Annotated in this window: 14 protein-coding genes and 1 pseudogene; 5 read left to right on the top strand and 10 right to left on the bottom strand. The window is 69.3% G+C overall.

Annotation, left to right across the window (positions count from 1 at the left end; genetic code table 11):
* Positions 1-214, bottom strand: a pseudogene (locus GT354_RS40935) (PucR family transcriptional regulator); the annotation flags it as partial.
* Between the two features lie 220 nt (positions 215-434).
* Here GT354_RS40935 and argG point away from each other — a divergent pair.
* Positions 435-1,889 (top strand): argininosuccinate synthase, encoded by a 1,455-nt coding sequence (argG, locus tag GT354_RS40930; protein WP_161361697.1) that lies wholly within the window; start codon positions 435-437, stop codon positions 1,887-1,889.
* 126 nt (positions 1,890-2,015) lie between these two features.
* Here argG and GT354_RS40925 read toward each other — a convergent pair whose 3' ends face one another.
* Together GT354_RS40925 and GT354_RS40920 are read right to left on the bottom strand one after the other, a co-directional pair.
* On the bottom strand, positions 2,016-2,636 hold the full coding sequence (locus GT354_RS40925; RefSeq protein WP_161361695.1) for an L-threonylcarbamoyladenylate synthase: 621 nt from the start codon (positions 2,634-2,636) through the stop codon (positions 2,016-2,018).
* Positions 2,637-2,758: 122 nt separating this feature from the next.
* On the bottom strand, positions 2,759-3,436 hold the full coding sequence (locus GT354_RS40920; RefSeq protein ID WP_161361691.1) for a macro domain-containing protein: 678 nt from the start codon (positions 3,434-3,436) through the stop codon (positions 2,759-2,761).
* A gap of 306 nt (positions 3,437-3,742) precedes the next feature.
* Between GT354_RS40920 and GT354_RS40915 the strand changes: the two genes are divergently transcribed.
* Positions 3,743-5,368: an ADP-ribosyltransferase domain-containing protein gene (locus tag GT354_RS40915; RefSeq protein WP_161361689.1), complete on the top strand. Its 1,626-nt coding sequence runs from the start codon at positions 3,743-3,745 to the stop codon at positions 5,366-5,368.
* An 87-nt stretch (positions 5,369-5,455) separates the two neighbouring features.
* Here the strand turns inward: GT354_RS40915 and GT354_RS40910 are convergent, their stop codons facing one another.
* Positions 5,456-7,003 carry an ABC transporter substrate-binding protein gene (locus GT354_RS40910; protein ID WP_161361687.1) on the bottom strand — a complete coding sequence of 516 codons (1,548 nt, stop codon included), beginning with the start codon at positions 7,001-7,003 and terminating at the stop codon, positions 5,456-5,458.
* Positions 7,004-7,328: 325 nt separating this feature from the next.
* On the opposite strand from GT354_RS40910, the gene proS reads away from it, so the two are divergent.
* Positions 7,329-8,741 (top strand): proline--tRNA ligase, encoded by a 1,413-nt coding sequence (gene proS / locus GT354_RS40905; RefSeq protein WP_161361685.1) that lies wholly within the window; start codon positions 7,329-7,331, stop codon positions 8,739-8,741.
* 88 nt (positions 8,742-8,829) lie between these two features.
* Here proS and GT354_RS40900 read toward each other — a convergent pair whose 3' ends face one another.
* Entirely contained in the window at positions 8,830-9,417 is a 588-nt protein-coding gene (locus tag GT354_RS40900; protein WP_161361682.1) for a dihydrofolate reductase family protein, read from the bottom strand.
* Between the two features lie 69 nt (positions 9,418-9,486).
* Here GT354_RS40900 and GT354_RS40895 point away from each other — a divergent pair, with 69 nt between their 5' ends.
* Positions 9,487-10,062, top strand: a complete 576-nt coding sequence (locus GT354_RS40895) for a TetR/AcrR family transcriptional regulator (RefSeq protein WP_161361680.1) — start codon at positions 9,487-9,489, stop codon at positions 10,060-10,062.
* A gap of 581 nt (positions 10,063-10,643) precedes the next feature.
* Here GT354_RS40895 and GT354_RS40890 read toward each other — a convergent pair.
* Positions 10,644-11,075 (bottom strand): hypothetical protein, encoded by a 432-nt coding sequence (locus GT354_RS40890; protein WP_161361677.1) that lies wholly within the window; start codon positions 11,073-11,075, stop codon positions 10,644-10,646.
* Between the two features lie 484 nt (positions 11,076-11,559).
* On the opposite strand from GT354_RS40890, the gene GT354_RS40885 reads away from it, so the two are divergent.
* Entirely contained in the window at positions 11,560-13,173 is a 1,614-nt protein-coding gene (locus GT354_RS40885) for a hypothetical protein (protein ID WP_161361675.1), read from the top strand.
* Positions 13,174-13,273: 100 nt separating this feature from the next.
* Here the strand turns inward: GT354_RS40885 and GT354_RS40880 are convergent, their stop codons facing one another.
* The 4 genes from GT354_RS40880 to GT354_RS40865 all read right to left on the bottom strand — a co-directional run.
* Complete coding sequence (locus tag GT354_RS40880; protein WP_161361673.1) at positions 13,274-13,843, bottom strand: hypothetical protein; 570 nt, start codon at positions 13,841-13,843, stop codon at positions 13,274-13,276.
* A gap of 319 nt (positions 13,844-14,162) precedes the next feature.
* Positions 14,163-14,825 (bottom strand): hypothetical protein, encoded by a 663-nt coding sequence (locus GT354_RS40875; RefSeq protein WP_161361671.1) that lies wholly within the window; start codon positions 14,823-14,825, stop codon positions 14,163-14,165.
* Between the two features lie 40 nt (positions 14,826-14,865).
* The gene (locus GT354_RS40870) at positions 14,866-16,107 is read right to left on the bottom strand and encodes an ABC transporter permease (RefSeq protein WP_346012409.1); all 1,242 of its coding nucleotides are present in this window, start codon (positions 16,105-16,107) and stop codon (positions 14,866-14,868) included.
* A partial coding sequence (locus GT354_RS40865) for an ATP-binding cassette domain-containing protein (RefSeq protein WP_161361669.1) occupies positions 16,104-16,473 on the bottom strand: 370 nt, incomplete at its 5' end. The genes GT354_RS40865 and GT354_RS40870, both read right to left, overlap by 4 nt.

Raw genomic sequence — 16,473 nt, 5'->3', positions numbered from 1 at the left:
CGCGCGGGTCCACGCCGACCGCGAGGAGGATCATTCCGGTGAGTGACACGCCGTCGGCGTCCTCCTCGCCGAGGTCGTAGAGGGTGACCCCGCTCACCGGCACCTCGGTGCCCCGCGGCGCGGCCACGACGTCGAGGGCTCCGGGGTCGATCAGGTCCAGGATCTGGGCCAGCGTCGAGGCTGCGGGCCGGCCAGGGGGTTCACGCTCGGTCATGTCCCCATGATCGCGTGGACACCCCCGGACCGACGGCGTCGCGGTGCCGGGGCCGGTCTTCGTCGATCCGGCGCGGCCCACGAAGACACCGCCTACCGGCCCTGATGCCGCCAGGACTGCTCCGCTCCGTACCCGGTGATCACGCGCCGCCACAGGCCCCTCGGGCGCTGCCCACGACCAGCACATTGCATGATCATGCGGAACAGTGCATACTCTTCCCGTGTCCAAGGTTCTCACTTCCCTGCCCACCGGCGAACGCGTCGGCATCGCCTTCTCCGGAGGTCTCGATACCTCCGTTGCCGTCGCGTGGATGCGCGACAAGGGCGCCATCCCGTGCACCTATACGGCCGACATCGGCCAGTACGACGAGCCCGACATCGCGTCGGTGCCCGGCCGTGCCTCGGCCTACGGCGCCGAGATCGCCCGCCTGGTCGACTGCCGCTCGGTCCTGGTCGAGGAGGGCCTCGCCGCTCTCGCGTGCGGTGCGTTCCACATCCGCTCGGGCGGGCGCTCCTACTTCAACACGACGCCGCTCGGTCGAGCCGTCACCGGCACCATGCTGGTCCGGGCGATGCTCGAGGACGACGTGCAGATCTGGGGCGACGGCTCGACGTTCAAGGGCAACGACATCGAGCGGTTCTACCGCTACGGGCTCCTGACCAACCCGCACCTGCGCATCTACAAGCCGTGGCTCGACGCCGATTTCGTCTCCGAACTCGGCGGGCGCAAGGAGATGTCGGAGTGGCTGGTCGCCCACGGCCTCCCCTACCGCGACAGCACCGAGAAGGCCTACTCCACCGACGCCAACATCTGGGGCGCCACCCACGAGGCCAAGACGCTGGAGCATCTCGACACCGGTGTGGAGACCGTCGACCCGATCATGGGCGTGCGTTTTTGGGACCCCGCGGTCGAGATCGCCGCCGAGGACGTGACGATCGGCTTCCACCAGGGCCGGCCCGTGACGATCAACGGCAAGGAGTTCCCCACCGCGGTCGACCTGGTGATGGAGGCCAACGCCATCGGCGGCCGCCACGGCATGGGCATGTCGGACCAGATCGAGAACCGGGTGATCGAGGCCAAGAGCCGCGGCATCTACGAGGCCCCGGGCATGGCCCTGTTGCACGCGACCTACGAGCGCCTGGTCAACGCGATCCACAACGAGGACACCGTCGCGCAGTACCACAACGAGGGCCGGCGCCTCGGTCGCCTGATGTACGAGGGCCGTTGGCTCGACCCGCAGGCGCTGATGATCCGCGAGCCGCTGCAGCGCTGGGTGGGCACGGCGATCACCGGAGAGGTGACGCTGCGGCTGCGCCGCGGCGAGGACTACTCGGTCATGAACACCTCCGGCCCGGCGTTCAGCTACCACCCGGACAAGTTGTCCATGGAGCGCACCGAGGACTCGGCCTTCGGCCCGGTGGACCGGATCGGCCAACTGACCATGCGCAACCTCGACATCGCCGACTCGCGGAGCAAGCTGGAGCAGTACGCCCGGCTGGGCATCGTCGGCGACGCGCACGCGACGCTCATCGGCGCCGCCCCGACCGCGGCCTCCACGGAGCTGATCGGCGCGATGCCCCAAGGCGGCGCCGAGGTCATCGCCTCGCGCGGCGAGAGCGAGAGCGACGAGGCCCGCATGCTCGACCGCGCCGCGATGGAGTCCGGCACCGACTGACCGATCGCCGAGCGGCACCCACCGTCGATTCGGCGTCGGGCGGACGAGTTCACCACTCGTCCGCTCGACGCCGAAGTCGTTACACCCGGGCGCCGAGGGACGGCCCGAGCGTCGTCCCCGCGGCGGTTACTCGAATCGCGCGGTGTCGCCCGCTCCCCGGCGGACGATCTCGGCTTCGTCGTTGGAGAAGTCGATGACCGTGGTCGGCTGGGTGCCGCAGTCGCCCGAGTCCACCACGGCGTCGACCACGTGGTCGAGCCGTTCCTTGATCTCCCAGCCCTGCGTCAGCGGTTCGTCCTCGTCGGGCAGGAGCAGCGTGCTGGACAAGAGCGGCTCGCCGAGTTCGGCGAGCAGCGCCTGAGTGACGACGTGGTCGGGGATGCGGACGCCGACCGTCTTCTTCTTCGGGTGCATCAGTTGCTTGGGCACCTCGGACGTCGCGCGCAGGATGAAGGTGTAGGCACCCGGCGTCGATGCCTTGATCGCCCGGAAAACGTCGTTGTCCAAGTGCACGAACCGGCCCAGTTGGGCGAAGCTTTCGCACACCAGCGTGAAGTGGTGCCGGTCGTCGAGGTTGCGGATCGTCCGGATCCGGCTGAGGCCGTCACGGTTGCCCAGTTGGCATCCCAGCGCGAAACAGGAGTCCGTCGGGTAGGCGACGAGCGATCCGGAGCGGATCATGTCGACCACGTTGCCGATGGTGCGTTGCTGGGGGTTCTCGGGGTGCACATCGAAGTACTTCGCCATCCGCCGACCCTACGGGACGAAACCCCGACTTCCGGCCGACGGGTGCGGGTATCGAAGCCGGTCGACTCGCCGGCTGCCGGGCCGCCCCGGCCACCGCCGGCTCGGCGACGGCCCGCGCCGACTCAGCGACGGGAAGTGGGGCGCTTCGGGGCTGCGATGCGGACTCGTTTCTCGACGGGCGCCGCCTCCAGGTCGTCCAACTGCGCGACGATCGTGGCACGCAGGTCGTCGTAGTCCTCGAAGACGTGGTCGTTGAACAGCGTGTAGCCCGTCCACATCAGGTTGGCGCACACCCGGGCCGGCACCTTGCCGGTGTGGGCGCCCATGCCGACCAGCGCCACCGATTCGATGCTGCCCGGCGCCTCGGTGTTCTGCCGGTGGATCGCCTGGAACGCGGCCGCGCACGCCAAGGCCACGTTCAGCGTCTCACTGACGTTTTGCGACGACGTTCGCATCGTCGGCGTCGAGATCAGGAACTTCGGGTTGACCGCGCCGGAAGCGACACACACCGCGCTGCCCACCGGCAGGCTCCCCGCGAACCGGTCGCGAATCGCCCGCTGCACGCGCAGTTGGATGCCCGCCCCGAGGTACCGCTTGATGACCGCGTCGACCCCGCCGTCCATCCGGCCCCGGGAGTTGGTCGGGGTGACCCAGGCGTCGACGTCCTCGGCGAGGATCGATCCGTTGCGGATCTCGATCCCGGGGATGTCGGCGAACGCCGCCCGCCACGCCTGGACCACGTCGGCATTGATGTCGGTCAGGACCACCCTGAGCGGCGACTCCCCGCGATTCACGGTCACAACCCACTCCGATCGATAAACGCTGCTTTCACTGATCGAGACGCTATCGTGCGCCGCCGACAATGCGACCGCCGGTGCCGGTTCGCGCTTTGCCGGCCCGATGGCCGGCGTCCGAACCCGGTGCTAGCCTGCCGCGAGATTTCCGCGATTCCATCCGGGCGAGCACGTTATCGACGACCGGACCCACGGGTCCGAGTACGTGGGCGTTTTGAGTTCTTTGCCATCGGGTTCAGGCTTTTCGCACGGAAATCGACCGCGTCGCCGATCATCCCCCATCAGCACGATTCGATCATTCGGAGCCCCCACATGAGCGATGTCACCACCCCCGCCGGTCCCGCAGAGCCCGACCCGAACGACCCACTGGCCCTCGCCGAACTGTTCAAGGGCGGTGGCGAGCCGTGGTTGCCGCTGCTGAAGCCGGTCATCGAGGCGCAGCCGGACGCGGCCTCGTTCATCGGCCCCGGCCGAGGCCCCGCGGTCGTCCCGGTCCGTGAGCTGACATTCCAGGCGCTCAAGCCGAATCCGCCGCACAAGTGGAAGGTCGTCGTCTTCGGCCAGAATCCGTATCCGCGGCCCGAGAGCGCGACCGGCATCGCCATGTTCGACAATACCTTTCACGACTGGAAGGACAGCCAGTTCGGGCGGGTGGTCAGCATTCGCTGCATCATCAAAGCAGCGGCGATGTGGAAGTACCGGATCCCCAAGAAAACCCCGATCGCCGAAATACGAGCCCTTTTGGCGAAGCAGAATGTCGTCCAACCGCCGGAATGGTTCCAGGCGATGCTCACCCAGGGCGTACTGCTGTTGAACGCGGCGCTCACCGCCGACAGCGACGGGGCCAAGGCCACCGACCGGCACACCGCGTTCTGGCGCCCGGTCGTCGAACGGATCGTGGAAGGCATCCTGGAGGCCAAGCGCGACGCCGCCGAGGAGGACCGGAGCGTCGTCTTCGCGTGGTGGGGGGCGCACGCGCGCAACCTGAAGAAGATCGTCCTGCGCCTTCAGGAGAAATATCCCGAGGTCGAGGTCCGGCACATCGACCACGCCAATCCGGCCGCGCAGGGCGACATCTTCTGCGACGGCGAGCATTTCGACATGGTCAACGACGCCCTCGCGTCACTGGGCGCCGACCGGATCGACTGGCTGCCGAGCCAGGGGTGGAACCGGCGTGCGGCAACGGCCGGTGGTACGAACCCCGACGAGGCCGAGCGCATGGGCGCGTTCATCGCGTCCACCATGGAATTGCACCAGCTCTACCTCGAACGACTCGCCGGGGTCAAGGACGAGGGGCTCGATCTCCCCGCGATCACGGGTGTGTTCGACACCGCGCTGATGGATTTCCGCGACGCCGTCGCTCCGGTCGCCAGGCTGCTGTCCGGCCTCGACCGAAGGGTCGAACGATCGCGCGAGTTCGGCAGGACCCGGGCGGACGAGGCCGACGAGGGCCTGTCCGCCGACGCGATCGCGGCCCTGTATCTCTACACCTGCGAATCCGTGTTCTACCGGGAGATCAACGCCATTCTGCGTTCCCCGGACCGGACCAGGGTCGTGCCGTATCTGCCCTACCTGCGCCTGCTGTTCGCGGCGGTGTCCGCGCTGCCCGCCCGTACCGAGCCGTTGTGGCGCGGGGTGCCGCTGGACCTGCGCGCGCAGTACCCCCTGGGGCGGACCGTGACGTGGTGGGGTGTCTCCTCGTGCACGTCGAAGGTCGGCGTGGCCCGGGCGTTCCTCGGCAGCCGCGGCAAGCGGACGCTCTTCGAGGTGCTCCCCGCCCGGGCCGTGGGCATCCGCCGATTCTCCGCGTTCACCGAAGAGGAGGAGTTCATCCTCCTGCCGGGCACACGACTCGCGGTGACGAGCGTCACGACCGAGCGCGGCGGCATGTGCACCGTGAAGCTGACCGAACTGGAGGAGCAGACCCTCGTGTCGTGAGTCGACCCGACCGCCCGACGGCCCCGCACCGAGTTCCCGGCGGTTCCCGCCGCCGAGGCGGTACGCGACTGCCTCACCCGGCCGCGGTCACCCGCGGCGCAGCGACGTCGGCAGGATGCCGCTGCCGTCGATCACGAACTTGGCGCCTCGGGTGAAGTAGGGAGTGAGCGAATCCACGAAGGTCGCCACGTCGACTCGTTTGATCAACTCGGCTTCGGCCGCGGTCCATTCGGGGCACCCGGAGAGGTCCGGCTTGGCTGTCGCGAGGCCGACCAGGCGCTGGTACTCGGGATTGTCGACGGAGCCGAAGTTGAGCCCTTCGGGAGCCTTGGGGCCGCTGAAGAACGGGACGATCTGGTCGGGCTGGGTGAGCGCGACCGGCACCCACGCGACGTCCCATTCACCCGAGGCCAGCACCTCGCCGGTCGTCGAGTTGGTGAGCGGCCGGCGGGTGACCTTCACACCGAAAGACTTCCACTGCTCGACCGCCAGTTCGACGGCGGAGACGAGTTGGGACGACGTCGTGGGGTGGGGCAGCACGATCGACAGTTGCTTGCCGTCCTTGGTCCAGCGCCCGCCGGACTTCTCCCAGCCGGCGGCCCGCAACGCCGCCGCGGCCCGGGCCTTGTCGTGCGGCGGGGTGTTCGCGGTCACGGCGTCGGCCTGGCAGGGGGGCAACTGGACGGTGGCCACCCGGGCCGGCGGGGCGCCCTTTCCACCGGTGGCCACCGCCCCCAACTGCTTGAGGTCGAGCGCGGCGACCAGTGCCCAGCGCACCTGGGGATCGATGGTGACGTGGTTGGGTGCCTCGTTGAACAAGAACATGCCGAACGGGTCGCGCTGGACCTCGTGCTTGAGGCCGGCCGCGGTCAGGCGAGCGCGATCGGCGCCGGGGACGGGCGCGATGTCGAGTTGCTTGTCCAGAAGCAGATTGGCCCTGGTGGACTCGTTGCCGACGACCTTGAAGACCACTCGCTCGGGCATCTCGGCGGCGCCGACGCCGTTGGGCCCCCACGCGTAGTCGGGTCGCTTGGTGTACGTGAAGCGGTCGCCCGGTACCGTCTCGGTGAGCCGATAGGGACCGGTGCCGTCGGATCCGTGGGTCAGCGTGTCGGGCGCCGCGAATCCCGTCGGGCAGACCAACGGCAGGGCCGAGGCCCCTCGCAACAGGAACGGTGCGGGTTCGGGGGTCGTGAGCGTCAGCGTGCGGGTGGCGTCGTCGGCGGTGGCAACGGTTCCGGGGGCCACCGCGAGGCCGTACAGGGGCGAGCCGTTCTTCGGATCGGCGACGTAGTTGTACTGGGCGGCGACGTCGGACGCCGCGAGCGGTCGGCCGTTGCCGCACGTCACGTCGCCCCTGAGGGTGAAGCTCGCGGTGAGGGCGTCGGACGTCCATTTCTCCGCGACGCCGGAGACGATCCGCCCGTCGGGTTCGACGTTGACCAGGCCGTCGTACGAGAACCGGTTGATCATCGACGTGGTCGAGGACAGCGAGGTGAGCGGGGACAGGTTGCCGGGGTCGGCGGTGATGCCGATGGTGACCGTGTCGCCGCCGCTCGTACCCGAACTGTCGGTGCCGCCGCATCCGGTGGCGAGCAGACCCAGCGCCACCGTGGCGCGCGTGGCGCTCCTCATCGCCCACCCTCCGATACAGCGCCGATCAGCGGCCGGGCGCCCCGGGTCATCCGGCCGACGAAACCGGCCACATCGGATCGTCCCATGGTGGGTACCTCCTCGGAAGGCGGCGGAAGTGCCGCAGTGGACGATCACGGTAGGCAGCGCGCGAACGCCTGGAATCGTCGTCGTGAACGAAGAACCAACGCCGAGTCTGTCGGAATCGCCGACGCCGACCCCGACTTCGCCGGGCGATCCTCGGCACGGGGCGTGCCCGGGCCGCGGACGGTGCGGCGAGGAGTAATCGGTTCGCGTGCCGGTGCGCCCGCGCCCTACCCTGCGCACCATGGCAAAGGCACCTGTTCTCACACCCCGAGCGGACGACTTCCCCCGCTGGTACCAGGACCTGATCAACAAGGCTGAGTTGGCCGACAACGGTCCGGTGCGCGGCACCATGGTCATCCGACCGTACGGGTACAGCCTGTGGGAGCGCACGCAGCAGGAGGTCGACGCCCGGATCAAGGAAGCGGGTGCCTCGAACGCGTACTTCCCGCTCCTGATCCCGCAGTCGTACCTGACGAAGGAGGCCGAGCACGTCGAGGGTTTCGCCCCCGAGCTCGCCGTCGTCACGCACGGCGGGGGCAAGGAGTTGGAGGAGCCCGTCGTCGTCCGCCCCACCTCCGAGACGATCGTCAACGAGTACTTCGCCAAGTGGGTGCAGAGCTACCGAGATCTGCCCCTGCTCATCAACCAGTGGGCCAACGTGGTGCGTTGGGAGCTGCGGCCGCGCGTGTTCCTGCGTACGACGGAGTTCTTGTGGCAGGAAGGCCACACCGCGCACGCCACGTACGAGGACGCCCGGGACTATGCCGCGCGCATCCATCGCGACGTGTACGCCGACTTCATGGAGAACGTCCTCGCGATGGACGTGCTGCCGGGGCGCAAGACGGTCCGGGAGCGCTTCGCCGGGGCGATCAACACGCTCACCTTGGAGGGCATGATGGGCGACGGCAAGGCCCTCCAGTTGGCGACCAGTCACGAGCTCGGCCAGAACTTCGCCAAGGCCTTCGACACGAAGTATTTGTCGAAGGACGGTCGCCAGGAGTACGTGTGGCAGACCTCCTGGGGTTCCACCACGCGGATGATCGGCGCGTTGGTGATGATGCACGGAGACGACGACGGTCTGCGCGTCCCGCCGCGTCTGGCGCCGATTCAGGCGGTGGTCGTCGCGGTCAAGGGCGACGACGCGGTGTCGGCCAAGGTCCGCGAGATCGGTGACCGGCTCAAGGCGGCGGGCATTCGCGTACAGGTGGACGACCGCACCGACACGCCGTTCGGCCGCCGCGCGGTCGACTGGGAACTCAAGGGCGTCCCGGTGCGGATCGACCTGGGGCCGCGCGATCTGGAGAACGGCACCGCCGTGCTGGTCCGTCGCATCGCGGGCGGCAAGGAGCCGGTGGCGATCGACGCGCTGTCCGAACTCCTGCCGAGGGTGCTGGAGGAGGACCAGGCACTGCTGCTGGCCCAGTCCCGCGAGCGCCGCACCGGCCGCACCGTCGAGGTGACGTCGATCGAGGAGGCGGTGGAGGCCGCGGCCACCGGCTGGGCACTCATCCCCTGGTCCGTGCTGGGCCCCGACGGCGAGGCGAGGCTCGCCGAGCAGGGCGTGTCCGTACGGTGCCTGGTCGCCGCGGACGGCTCGGTCCCCGACACCGAAGACCAGCCGGGCAACGTCGCCGTCGTGGCGCGCGCCTACTGATTACCGCCCGTGCGGGCCGGGGCGTCACCGCTCCGGGCCCGCACGGGCGATGCGGGCGCGGGCGCCGAGGCCCGGCGTCGTCGGCGCCTCATCGTCGGACGAAGTGCGTGATGAGGACGCCGCCCGCGAACGACGTGCGGTCGGCCACCTCGAAGACGGTGGGGTCGAAGTCTCCGTCGAACACCGAGGTCCCCGATCCCGCGACGACGGGATAACTCTTGACGATCAGTTCGTCGATCTCCGGCAGCAGGGTGCCCGCGAGCAGGCCGCCTCCGCACAGCCAGATGTCCTGCCCCTCCTCTCGTTTGAGGTCGCGGACCAGCGCGAGCGGATTTTCGCGGACCACGGTGACCGCCGGATCGATGTCGGGCGCGATCGTGCTCGACACGACGTACTGGCGCAGGTGCGCGTACGGACTCGTGATGCCCGCGTCCAGGCCGGGCCGGTAACTGCCGCGCCCCATCAGCACCGTGTCGAAGCGAGGGTTGGCGGTGTCCGCGAGACCGTGGGCGGCGCGCATGGCCGTGGGAACGGTCTCGGGGAAGCGTGCGTTGGTCCAGGCCATGTAGGCGGTCGTCTGCTTCTCGTCGCCCGCGGGGTAGAAGTCGTACTCGCCGGCGGGGCCCGAGATGTAGCCGTCGATGCTGACGGCGACGTAGTACACGAGCTTTCGCATCGGGATACCTTGTCTGTAGTACTCTGTTCGAAGTGGTTTGAACGTAGTACTACAACTGGAGTGGTGTCAATGGTGCGCAGGAACGACGAGCGACGGGCCGCCCTCGTGGATGCCGCGATCGAGGTGCTGGCCAGGGAGGGCGCCCGCGGCCTGACCTTCAGGGCGGTGGACACCGAGGCCGCCGTGCCCGGCGGCACCGCCTCGAACTACTTCGCCGGCCGCGACGACCTGCTCACCCAGGCCGGCGCCCGGGTCTACGAACGCCTGCAACCCGACGAGGCGACGATCGCGCGGCAACGGGCCGCCGATCCGGACCGGGAGAGCTACGCGCTGCTGATGCGCGAACTGGTCGACCGGATCAGCGCCTTCCGCACCGGCTACCTGGCGCTGCTCGAACTGCGTCTGGAAGCCACCCGGCGCCCCGGGCTGCGCGACGTGCTGACCGAGCGGGTCCGCGCCGACCTCGCGGCCAACGTGGCCTACCACGAGCAGTCCGGCCTCCCCGGCGACGCGACCGCCGTTCGGCTGCTGTACCTGGCCTTCAACTGGCTCATCGTCGAACAGCTCACCCTGCCGGGAGTCTTCTCCGAAGCCGAACGCGAACAACTCGTCACGGCCGCGGTCGATCGCATCGTGGCACCGTGACTCGCCACCCGAGGATCGTGCGGCCGAGCGTGCCAACCGGAAGAGCCGACCTTCATTTCAGCGGCCGGTCGGCCACTTTCGCAGGGCCGGGCGAATGTCCCCTGTCGATATCGAGGGCGATGCCGGTTCCGTGCGCGCATACGTGGCCTGGACCATGTGGGATCACCGCACGTCGGCCGGGTGCGGTGCCCCGGTAATTGCCGATTCGTGATTCGTGATTCGTGATTCGGAAAAGACGCTCCCTATCCGATGTTGTTCGATTTTCGTCGGAGCCGGTATCGATATTCGATCGTCGAATGCCCGTTCTCGGGACCGTCCGCACATACGCGAGCCCCCGTCCGAAGACGAGGGCTCGCGCGGATGTGCTCGGGCTTGCGCGGGGCACCCCGGCGTGTTGTACGTTCGTATTCCCGTATGCCAAGCCGTCGTCCCGGGCGACGCCCGGGTGGTGGCGGCTCGGCCGGGCCGAGGGTGCCTGCGGTTCTGTCCGTACTTTCACTACGGACAGCACCCGCCGCGGGTACCCGAGGCCGGGCCGATCGGACGAGCCCGCAACCTCCCCGGCACACACGATCGTTCGGTCAGATCGGGAATCCGGTGGGCGGCGGGGACGCCTTGAGGGTGCAGGTGACGGTCAGCCCGGGCGGAGTGATCGTCATGACGACGCTGCCGGGCGCACCCGGGATGCCCGCACTACCGGCCTTTTGCAACACGATGCTGGTGTGGAAACCCGCGCTGATGGCCGTGGGGTTGGCCAGGCCGCTCTGATTGCCGGTGAGGGTTCCCGTGATGCCACCGACCGGGATCGCGGTCGGCACGAAGTAGGTGAGACTGGCCGTCAGCGTGAGCAGGTTGGTCGCACTGCGGGTGAACGTGACGCCGACCGAACTGCCGTAGATGCCACAGTCGTAGGTCGCCTTGGCCGTACCCGCCGCGGAAGCCGGGGTGACCATGGCGGCGGTGGCGCCTATCGCGCACGCCGCGGCGATGGTCGCGCTTTTGATCTTCGACATGAAAAGAAGTCCCTTCGGCATCGACCCGAAGCACGGGACAGCGCAACGCACACGTGGCCCCGAGCGCCGAACGTGATGCAGTGGTTGGCATTCCAAGGACCGGGCCGGGCGGCCCGGGCAGCCGTGCGGTCGCGTAACTCGCCGGAATTTCGGCACATGCGACAAAGCCAAGTTCCCTAAGGATCGTCCGCAGGTCAAGACCCTTCGGCGGGAAACCGTAACGTCGGCGAAACCCGGCCGCGGACGAACGATCTTGGATTCGGGATCGCACTCCGACTCGACACGTGTCACCTCGAATCGATTCTTCGCGCCTATTGATTTCCCGGCCTTTTGCGTACAGATTCTCCGGCACCATTGGAACTCCGCGTGCCGCCCCGGCCTTCGACGGACGCCGATCGGGTCCGGCTCGGAACCGGGACGACTGCGGACGTGATCGCCCACCCGTCCACGACGGGTGGCGGATCGTTCACGAAGGAGCACGGTTTTGGGGCTACGAAGACTGATCCCCCAACGGGCCACCGCCGTCGTGGTGACGGGGATTCTGGGGGCGGTGGGGGCCGCGGTACTGGCGCCGTCCGCGCACGCCTCGCCCATCGAGTACACGTCGCAGTGCACGAACCAAACGCTGCCGGAGATGCCGATCGATCCGTCGCAGACCAAGGTCGACATCTCCGTACAGCCGGTCAAACCCACGTACCGGGTGGGCGAGACGATCACGGTCGAATGGAAGTGGCTGTCGTACGGCATCGTTCCACCGAACACCCCGATCGTGACCAAGGTCGAGAAGGACTCGACGCTTCCGAAGGGCAAGATCGGCTTGTCGGGCGCGCAGACCCGGGAGATGGACGTCGAGGGTGAGCGCAAGAACCCGGAGACCCCGCTCGGCGAGGAACTGATCGTCACGGACATGAAGGGCACCGTCACCCTCACCGAGGCCGGCACGGTGAACCTGACGCCCTTGCAACACTCGACCTGGACGCTGGCTTTCGGCTACGACTCCGAGACCAGGTGTCTGCCCACGACCCCGGTGCCGGTGGGCGCGTCGATCACGGTGGAGCCGGGCGAGGTGCAACTGCCGGTTCTCCAGGCGCCGGATGGTGACGTCTACTCGGGTTCGACCATCCCCCTGACCGGCAGCCGGTTCACCCCGAGCGCTACTCCCCAGGTCGCGCTGTGCAACGCGGACGGCAGTGGGTGCGACGCGAGCAGGTTCGCGATGAACACGCTCGCGATCGACACTCGGGGCAACCTGAGCGGCACCGCGATGTTGTACCCGTTCGGGATCGAGGACGGCCCGTACGTGGTACGCGTTTCCGACGGCTCCAAGGAGGCGACGGACACCCTCTCCATCAAGGCGTTCGTACCGGGTGAACGGGCGCTCACGGCCGACCGGGCCTCGGGACCGGTGGGCACGGTGGTCACGCTCGCAGGCCACGACTGGACACCGAACTACGAACTCCAGATCAGCGGCGTGGACGCCGACGGCAACATCTCCGACGTGCCGATCAGTGTCATGACGTCGCCCGACGGCAAGTTCTCCGTCGAGTACGTGGTCGGCGCCGCCGAGGACGTCGCGATCCGCGCCGTCGCGGGGTTCGAGGACGAGGGCATGACCGTTCCGTTCCGGGTGACCTCCGGGGGCGCTCTGGGGCAGACGCTCACCGGCACCATCACCCCGGGCGGGCTGACCATGGCCCAGACCGGGGCGGGGATCGACTTCGGTACGACAACCCTCAACGGCCGGACGCAGACCGCGAACGCGGCGCTGAACCGGGTGACGGTGGTCGACGCGCGCGGCAGCGATCTCGGTTGGCAGTTGACCGGCACGGTGTCCGACCTGACGTCGGAGACCGGCACCATCCCGGCCGCGAACGTGGCCTGGACACCGTCGTGTGCGGCGGCCGAGGGAAGCCCCTCCACGGTGACCTCGGGCTCGACCGGCCCGATCGGTTCCGGCGCGACCTTGTGCTCGGTAGCACCCGGTACCGCCGGCCCGACCGGCGGCCGTTTCACGGCGGCCGCCGAACTCGCGCTCACCGTACCGGCGTTCGCCAAGCCGGGCAGCTACACCGCGACGCTCACACTGACCCTGTCGTGACCGTCCCCGCCCGGCTCTGAACCCGGGCCGCGCGACCGGCGCCGGCGCGTCGCGTGCTTGTTCGCAAGCACGCGACGCGCCTTTCGTTCGGATCGACGGGTCAGACACGCACCAGGAGCCAGGAGCCGATCCCGCCGCACCCGGTGGCGTTGTAGGTGGTGATGCGGTAGCCGGCCGGGATGGGCGAGCCGGGACAGGTGTACATGCCGTGGCGAGCGATCTGCTGGAACCAGGCACCGATCCCGCTACAGCCGTTGCGGTCGTACATGGTGGTGACGTATCCGGCCACGATCGGTGAGCCCGAGCAGGTCTGCATGCCGTCACGGGCGAGACGGTGGTACCAACCGCCCACACCGCTGCACCCGGTGCGGTCGTACATGGTGATGACGTATCCCGGCACGATCGGCGAACCGGAGCAGGTCCATATCCCGTCACGGACGGGTTGCTGCAACCAGGCTCCCCCGCCGTTACAGCCGGTGCGGTCGTACATGGTGATCACATACCCGGCCGGCACCGGCGTCCCCGGACAGGTCCACCCGCCCGGGCTCGCGGCCCGCGGCGCCTGGCTCACGGCGGCGGCCGTACCGGTGGCCGCTCCGGTGAACACCACGGCCGCGATCAGCGCGATTGCTCCCAGGATCGCCGCGGCCCTGCTTCGAACGGCCGCCATCGTGGTGAGGCTCCCGAGGAAACGGAATCGACTGTTCAATTCACACCGTCCTGTCGACGTGCCCGAATGAAGTCCCTTGTCTGCCAGGGAACATCCGACGGTCGCACAGCACGCACCTTGATCGGCTCCGATCGACGAGACTGGGCACATAAGAGCAAACGGCCTGCGCGGGCGCGAAGACGACGGTCTCTCGGTTTTCGGCCAAGGGCTGCGCACGGATCCCTGCGGGCGTCCCGCGCGGCGGTCGACCCGACGAAGTGGCGCTCCGGCCGGGTCCGGCGGCATGCGTGCGAGGTGCGCCCGTCCCGGCGGGCGAGACCTACTCGTAGACGCGCGCGGCCGACAGTTGCCGGGCCACGGATCTCCACGTCACGGGGTCGACGTGCCCATGCGAAGGGGAAGTGTCGCCGATCCAGGCGCTCCAGGCTTCGAGCCAGTCGGAGAGGGTGCCGTGTGCCCAGCCGCCGTCGGCGCCGGCCGCCTCACCGGGGTCGGTGCTCACCGGGTGTTCGCGTCGGTCTCGGGCGAAATCGGTGGCGAGCACGGCGATGTACCGGCGCAGGTCCCGGGCGGTGTCGACCTGTTCGGGTTCGATGTCGACGTGGGAGCCCGGGGCGGCCCGGGCGTCCCCGTCGGGGCCGAAGCCCCGGTCGGCGGACTCGTGGTCGAATCCGGGCGGTGTCGTGCGGACTGCGTCCAGTTGGTGGGCCAACTCCCGCCAACCGAGGGGGCCGGCGGTTTCGTACACCGAGTCGGTGCCGTCGAGACCACTGCCCAGGAGACGGAACCAGCCCCACAGGAAGCCGTCGATGCTCGTGTGGGGCAGGCGCCGGGCCGTGTGCTCGTCGGGTTCCGGGTCACTGCGGGCCCGCTCACCGTCGCGAGCGAGGAAGCGGAGATACGTGGCGAAGTCCGCTCGGCAGTGCACGAGTTGCCAGGGTTCGAGGTCTTCGAGGTCTTCGAGGTCTCGCGACGTGGGCATGCGGAGAGGCTACGAGCCACCGCGTTCCGCGTCGAGTGGGTCAGGTGCCGGACAGGGCCTCCGTCGGGGTGAGGCGGGAGGCGCGGATCGAGGGGTAGACGCCGGCGGCCATGCCCACCACCACCGCGCCGCCGAAGCCCGCCGCGATCGAAGCCGGCGAGACCACCGCGGGCCAGTGCTGGGACCACGCGTAGCCGATGGTCGCGGCCACCCCCAGGGCTGTGCCGGCGAGGCCGCCGAGGGTGGACAGGGCGACGGATTCGGTGAGGAACTGGCCGCGGATCTGGCCGCGGTTGGCGCCCAGGGCGCGGCGCAGGCCGATTTCCTTGCGGCGCTCCAGGACCGAGATGAACATCGTGTTGGCCACCCCGATGCCACCGACCAGAAGCGCGACGCCGGCGAGGCCCAGGAACAGCGCGGAGAACGTGTCCTCGGTCGCCCGCTTCGCGGCCAGGGCGTCGGAGGGGCGGCTGACGTGGACCATGCCGGGCAGGGCCGGGTTGACCGTTTCGGCCAGCACCGCGCGGACGGCCTCGACGGCCGATTCGGCGGAGCGGACGTAGACGACGGTGGGGTGGCCGTCGAAGCCCAGGTTCGTCCGGGCGGCCTCCCAGCCGACCAGGACCGCGCGGTCGATGTCCGGTGACAGCAGGGCCTGTTCGAGGATTCCGACGACGGTGAACCAGCGGTTGCCGATGACGACCTGAGGCGGGGCCTGGCCCGGCGTCAGCGTGTCGAAGCCGAGCCGGAGCCCGGCCTCGTGGCCGAGTACGACGGTCGGGAAACGTTCGGTGACCGGGTCGAGGAAGCGGCCGGAGCGAACCTTGCCGTGGATGGCTTCGAGAAGGTTGGGCCGGCTCGCCAACACCGCCAGGCCCGAGCCGTCGTCGGGGTCGATCCGGTCCGAACGGCGGACCACCGCGTGCGTGTTCGCGACCGCGCTGGTGAAGGTGACCGGGCCGATCCGCGCGGCCATCGCGTCGGCGGCCTCGGGCAGCAGTACCGGGGGCTTCTGGTCCGGTTGCGGTTCGGCGCGCAACGTGTCGGTGCCCAGCGCGGAGAGTTCGTTCATCAACGCCTTCTGGCTCGATGCCGGGATGCCGATGACGACGATCATCGTCGCGATGCCGATCGAGATGCCGAGCGCGGACAGCGCCGCGCGCATCCTGCGGGTGCGGATGCCGAGCAGCCCGAGTCGCAGGATGTCGGCCGGGGCCAGGCGCACGGGTCGGGTCCGGTCGGTCGCGGTCGCCGCTCGCGCCGAGCGGGCACGGCGGCTCACGGCCGACCTCCCCGGATCGCGGGCTTCGCGGGTTCGGGGCATTCGAAGCCGGCGCCGAACCCCGGGGGCCCGTGCGGTACTTCGAGTGTCTCGGGCCCCGCGAAAGCCGCCGGCACCGGGTGCCCGGTATCGGTGACGAGGCGCCCGTCCCGGATCTCCACGCGGCGTGGCAGCCCGGCGGCGATGTCCCGGTCGTGCGTGATGATCGCGATCGTGGCGCCCTCGGCGTTCAGGTCGTTCAGCAACTCCAGGACCGCCTGCCCGTTCGCGGTGTCCAGGGCGCCGGTGGGTTCGTCGGCGAGGACCAGGGCCGGTGCGTTGACCAACGCGCGCGCGATCGCGACGCGTTGGCGTTCGCCGCCGGAC

Source organism: Streptomyces sp. SID3343, assembly GCF_009865215.1.
Taxonomy (GTDB): Bacteria; Actinomycetota; Actinomycetes; order Streptomycetales; family Streptomycetaceae; genus Embleya.
Note: the sequence above shows the minus strand (reverse complement) of the source record. Positions and strands in the feature narration are given on the sequence as shown.

Bases quoted from the DNA above. Each gene is read 5' to 3' on its own strand.
- GT354_RS40880 (WP_161361673.1), bottom strand. From the start codon at position 13,843: ATGGCGGCCGTTCGAAGCAGGGCCGCGGCGATCCTGGGAGCAATCGCG.
- GT354_RS40900 (WP_161361682.1), bottom strand. From the start codon at position 9,417: ATGCGAAAGCTCGTGTACTACGTCGCCGTCAGCATCGACGGCTACATC.
- GT354_RS40895 (WP_161361680.1), top strand. From the start codon at position 9,487: ATGGTGCGCAGGAACGACGAGCGACGGGCCGCCCTCGTGGATGCCGCG.
- GT354_RS40890 (WP_161361677.1), bottom strand. From the start codon at position 11,075: ATGTCGAAGATCAAAAGCGCGACCATCGCCGCGGCGTGCGCGATAGGC.
- GT354_RS40915 (WP_161361689.1), top strand. From the start codon at position 3,743: ATGAGCGATGTCACCACCCCCGCCGGTCCCGCAGAGCCCGACCCGAAC.
- GT354_RS40925 (WP_161361695.1), bottom strand. From the start codon at position 2,636: ATGGCGAAGTACTTCGATGTGCACCCCGAGAACCCCCAGCAACGCACC.
- GT354_RS40875 (WP_161361671.1), bottom strand. From the start codon at position 14,825: ATGCCCACGTCGCGAGACCTCGAAGACCTCGAAGACCTCGAACCCTGG.
- GT354_RS40910 (WP_161361687.1), bottom strand. From the start codon at position 7,003: ATGAGGAGCGCCACGCGCGCCACGGTGGCGCTGGGTCTGCTCGCCACC.
- proS (WP_161361685.1), top strand. From the start codon at position 7,329: ATGGCAAAGGCACCTGTTCTCACACCCCGAGCGGACGACTTCCCCCGC.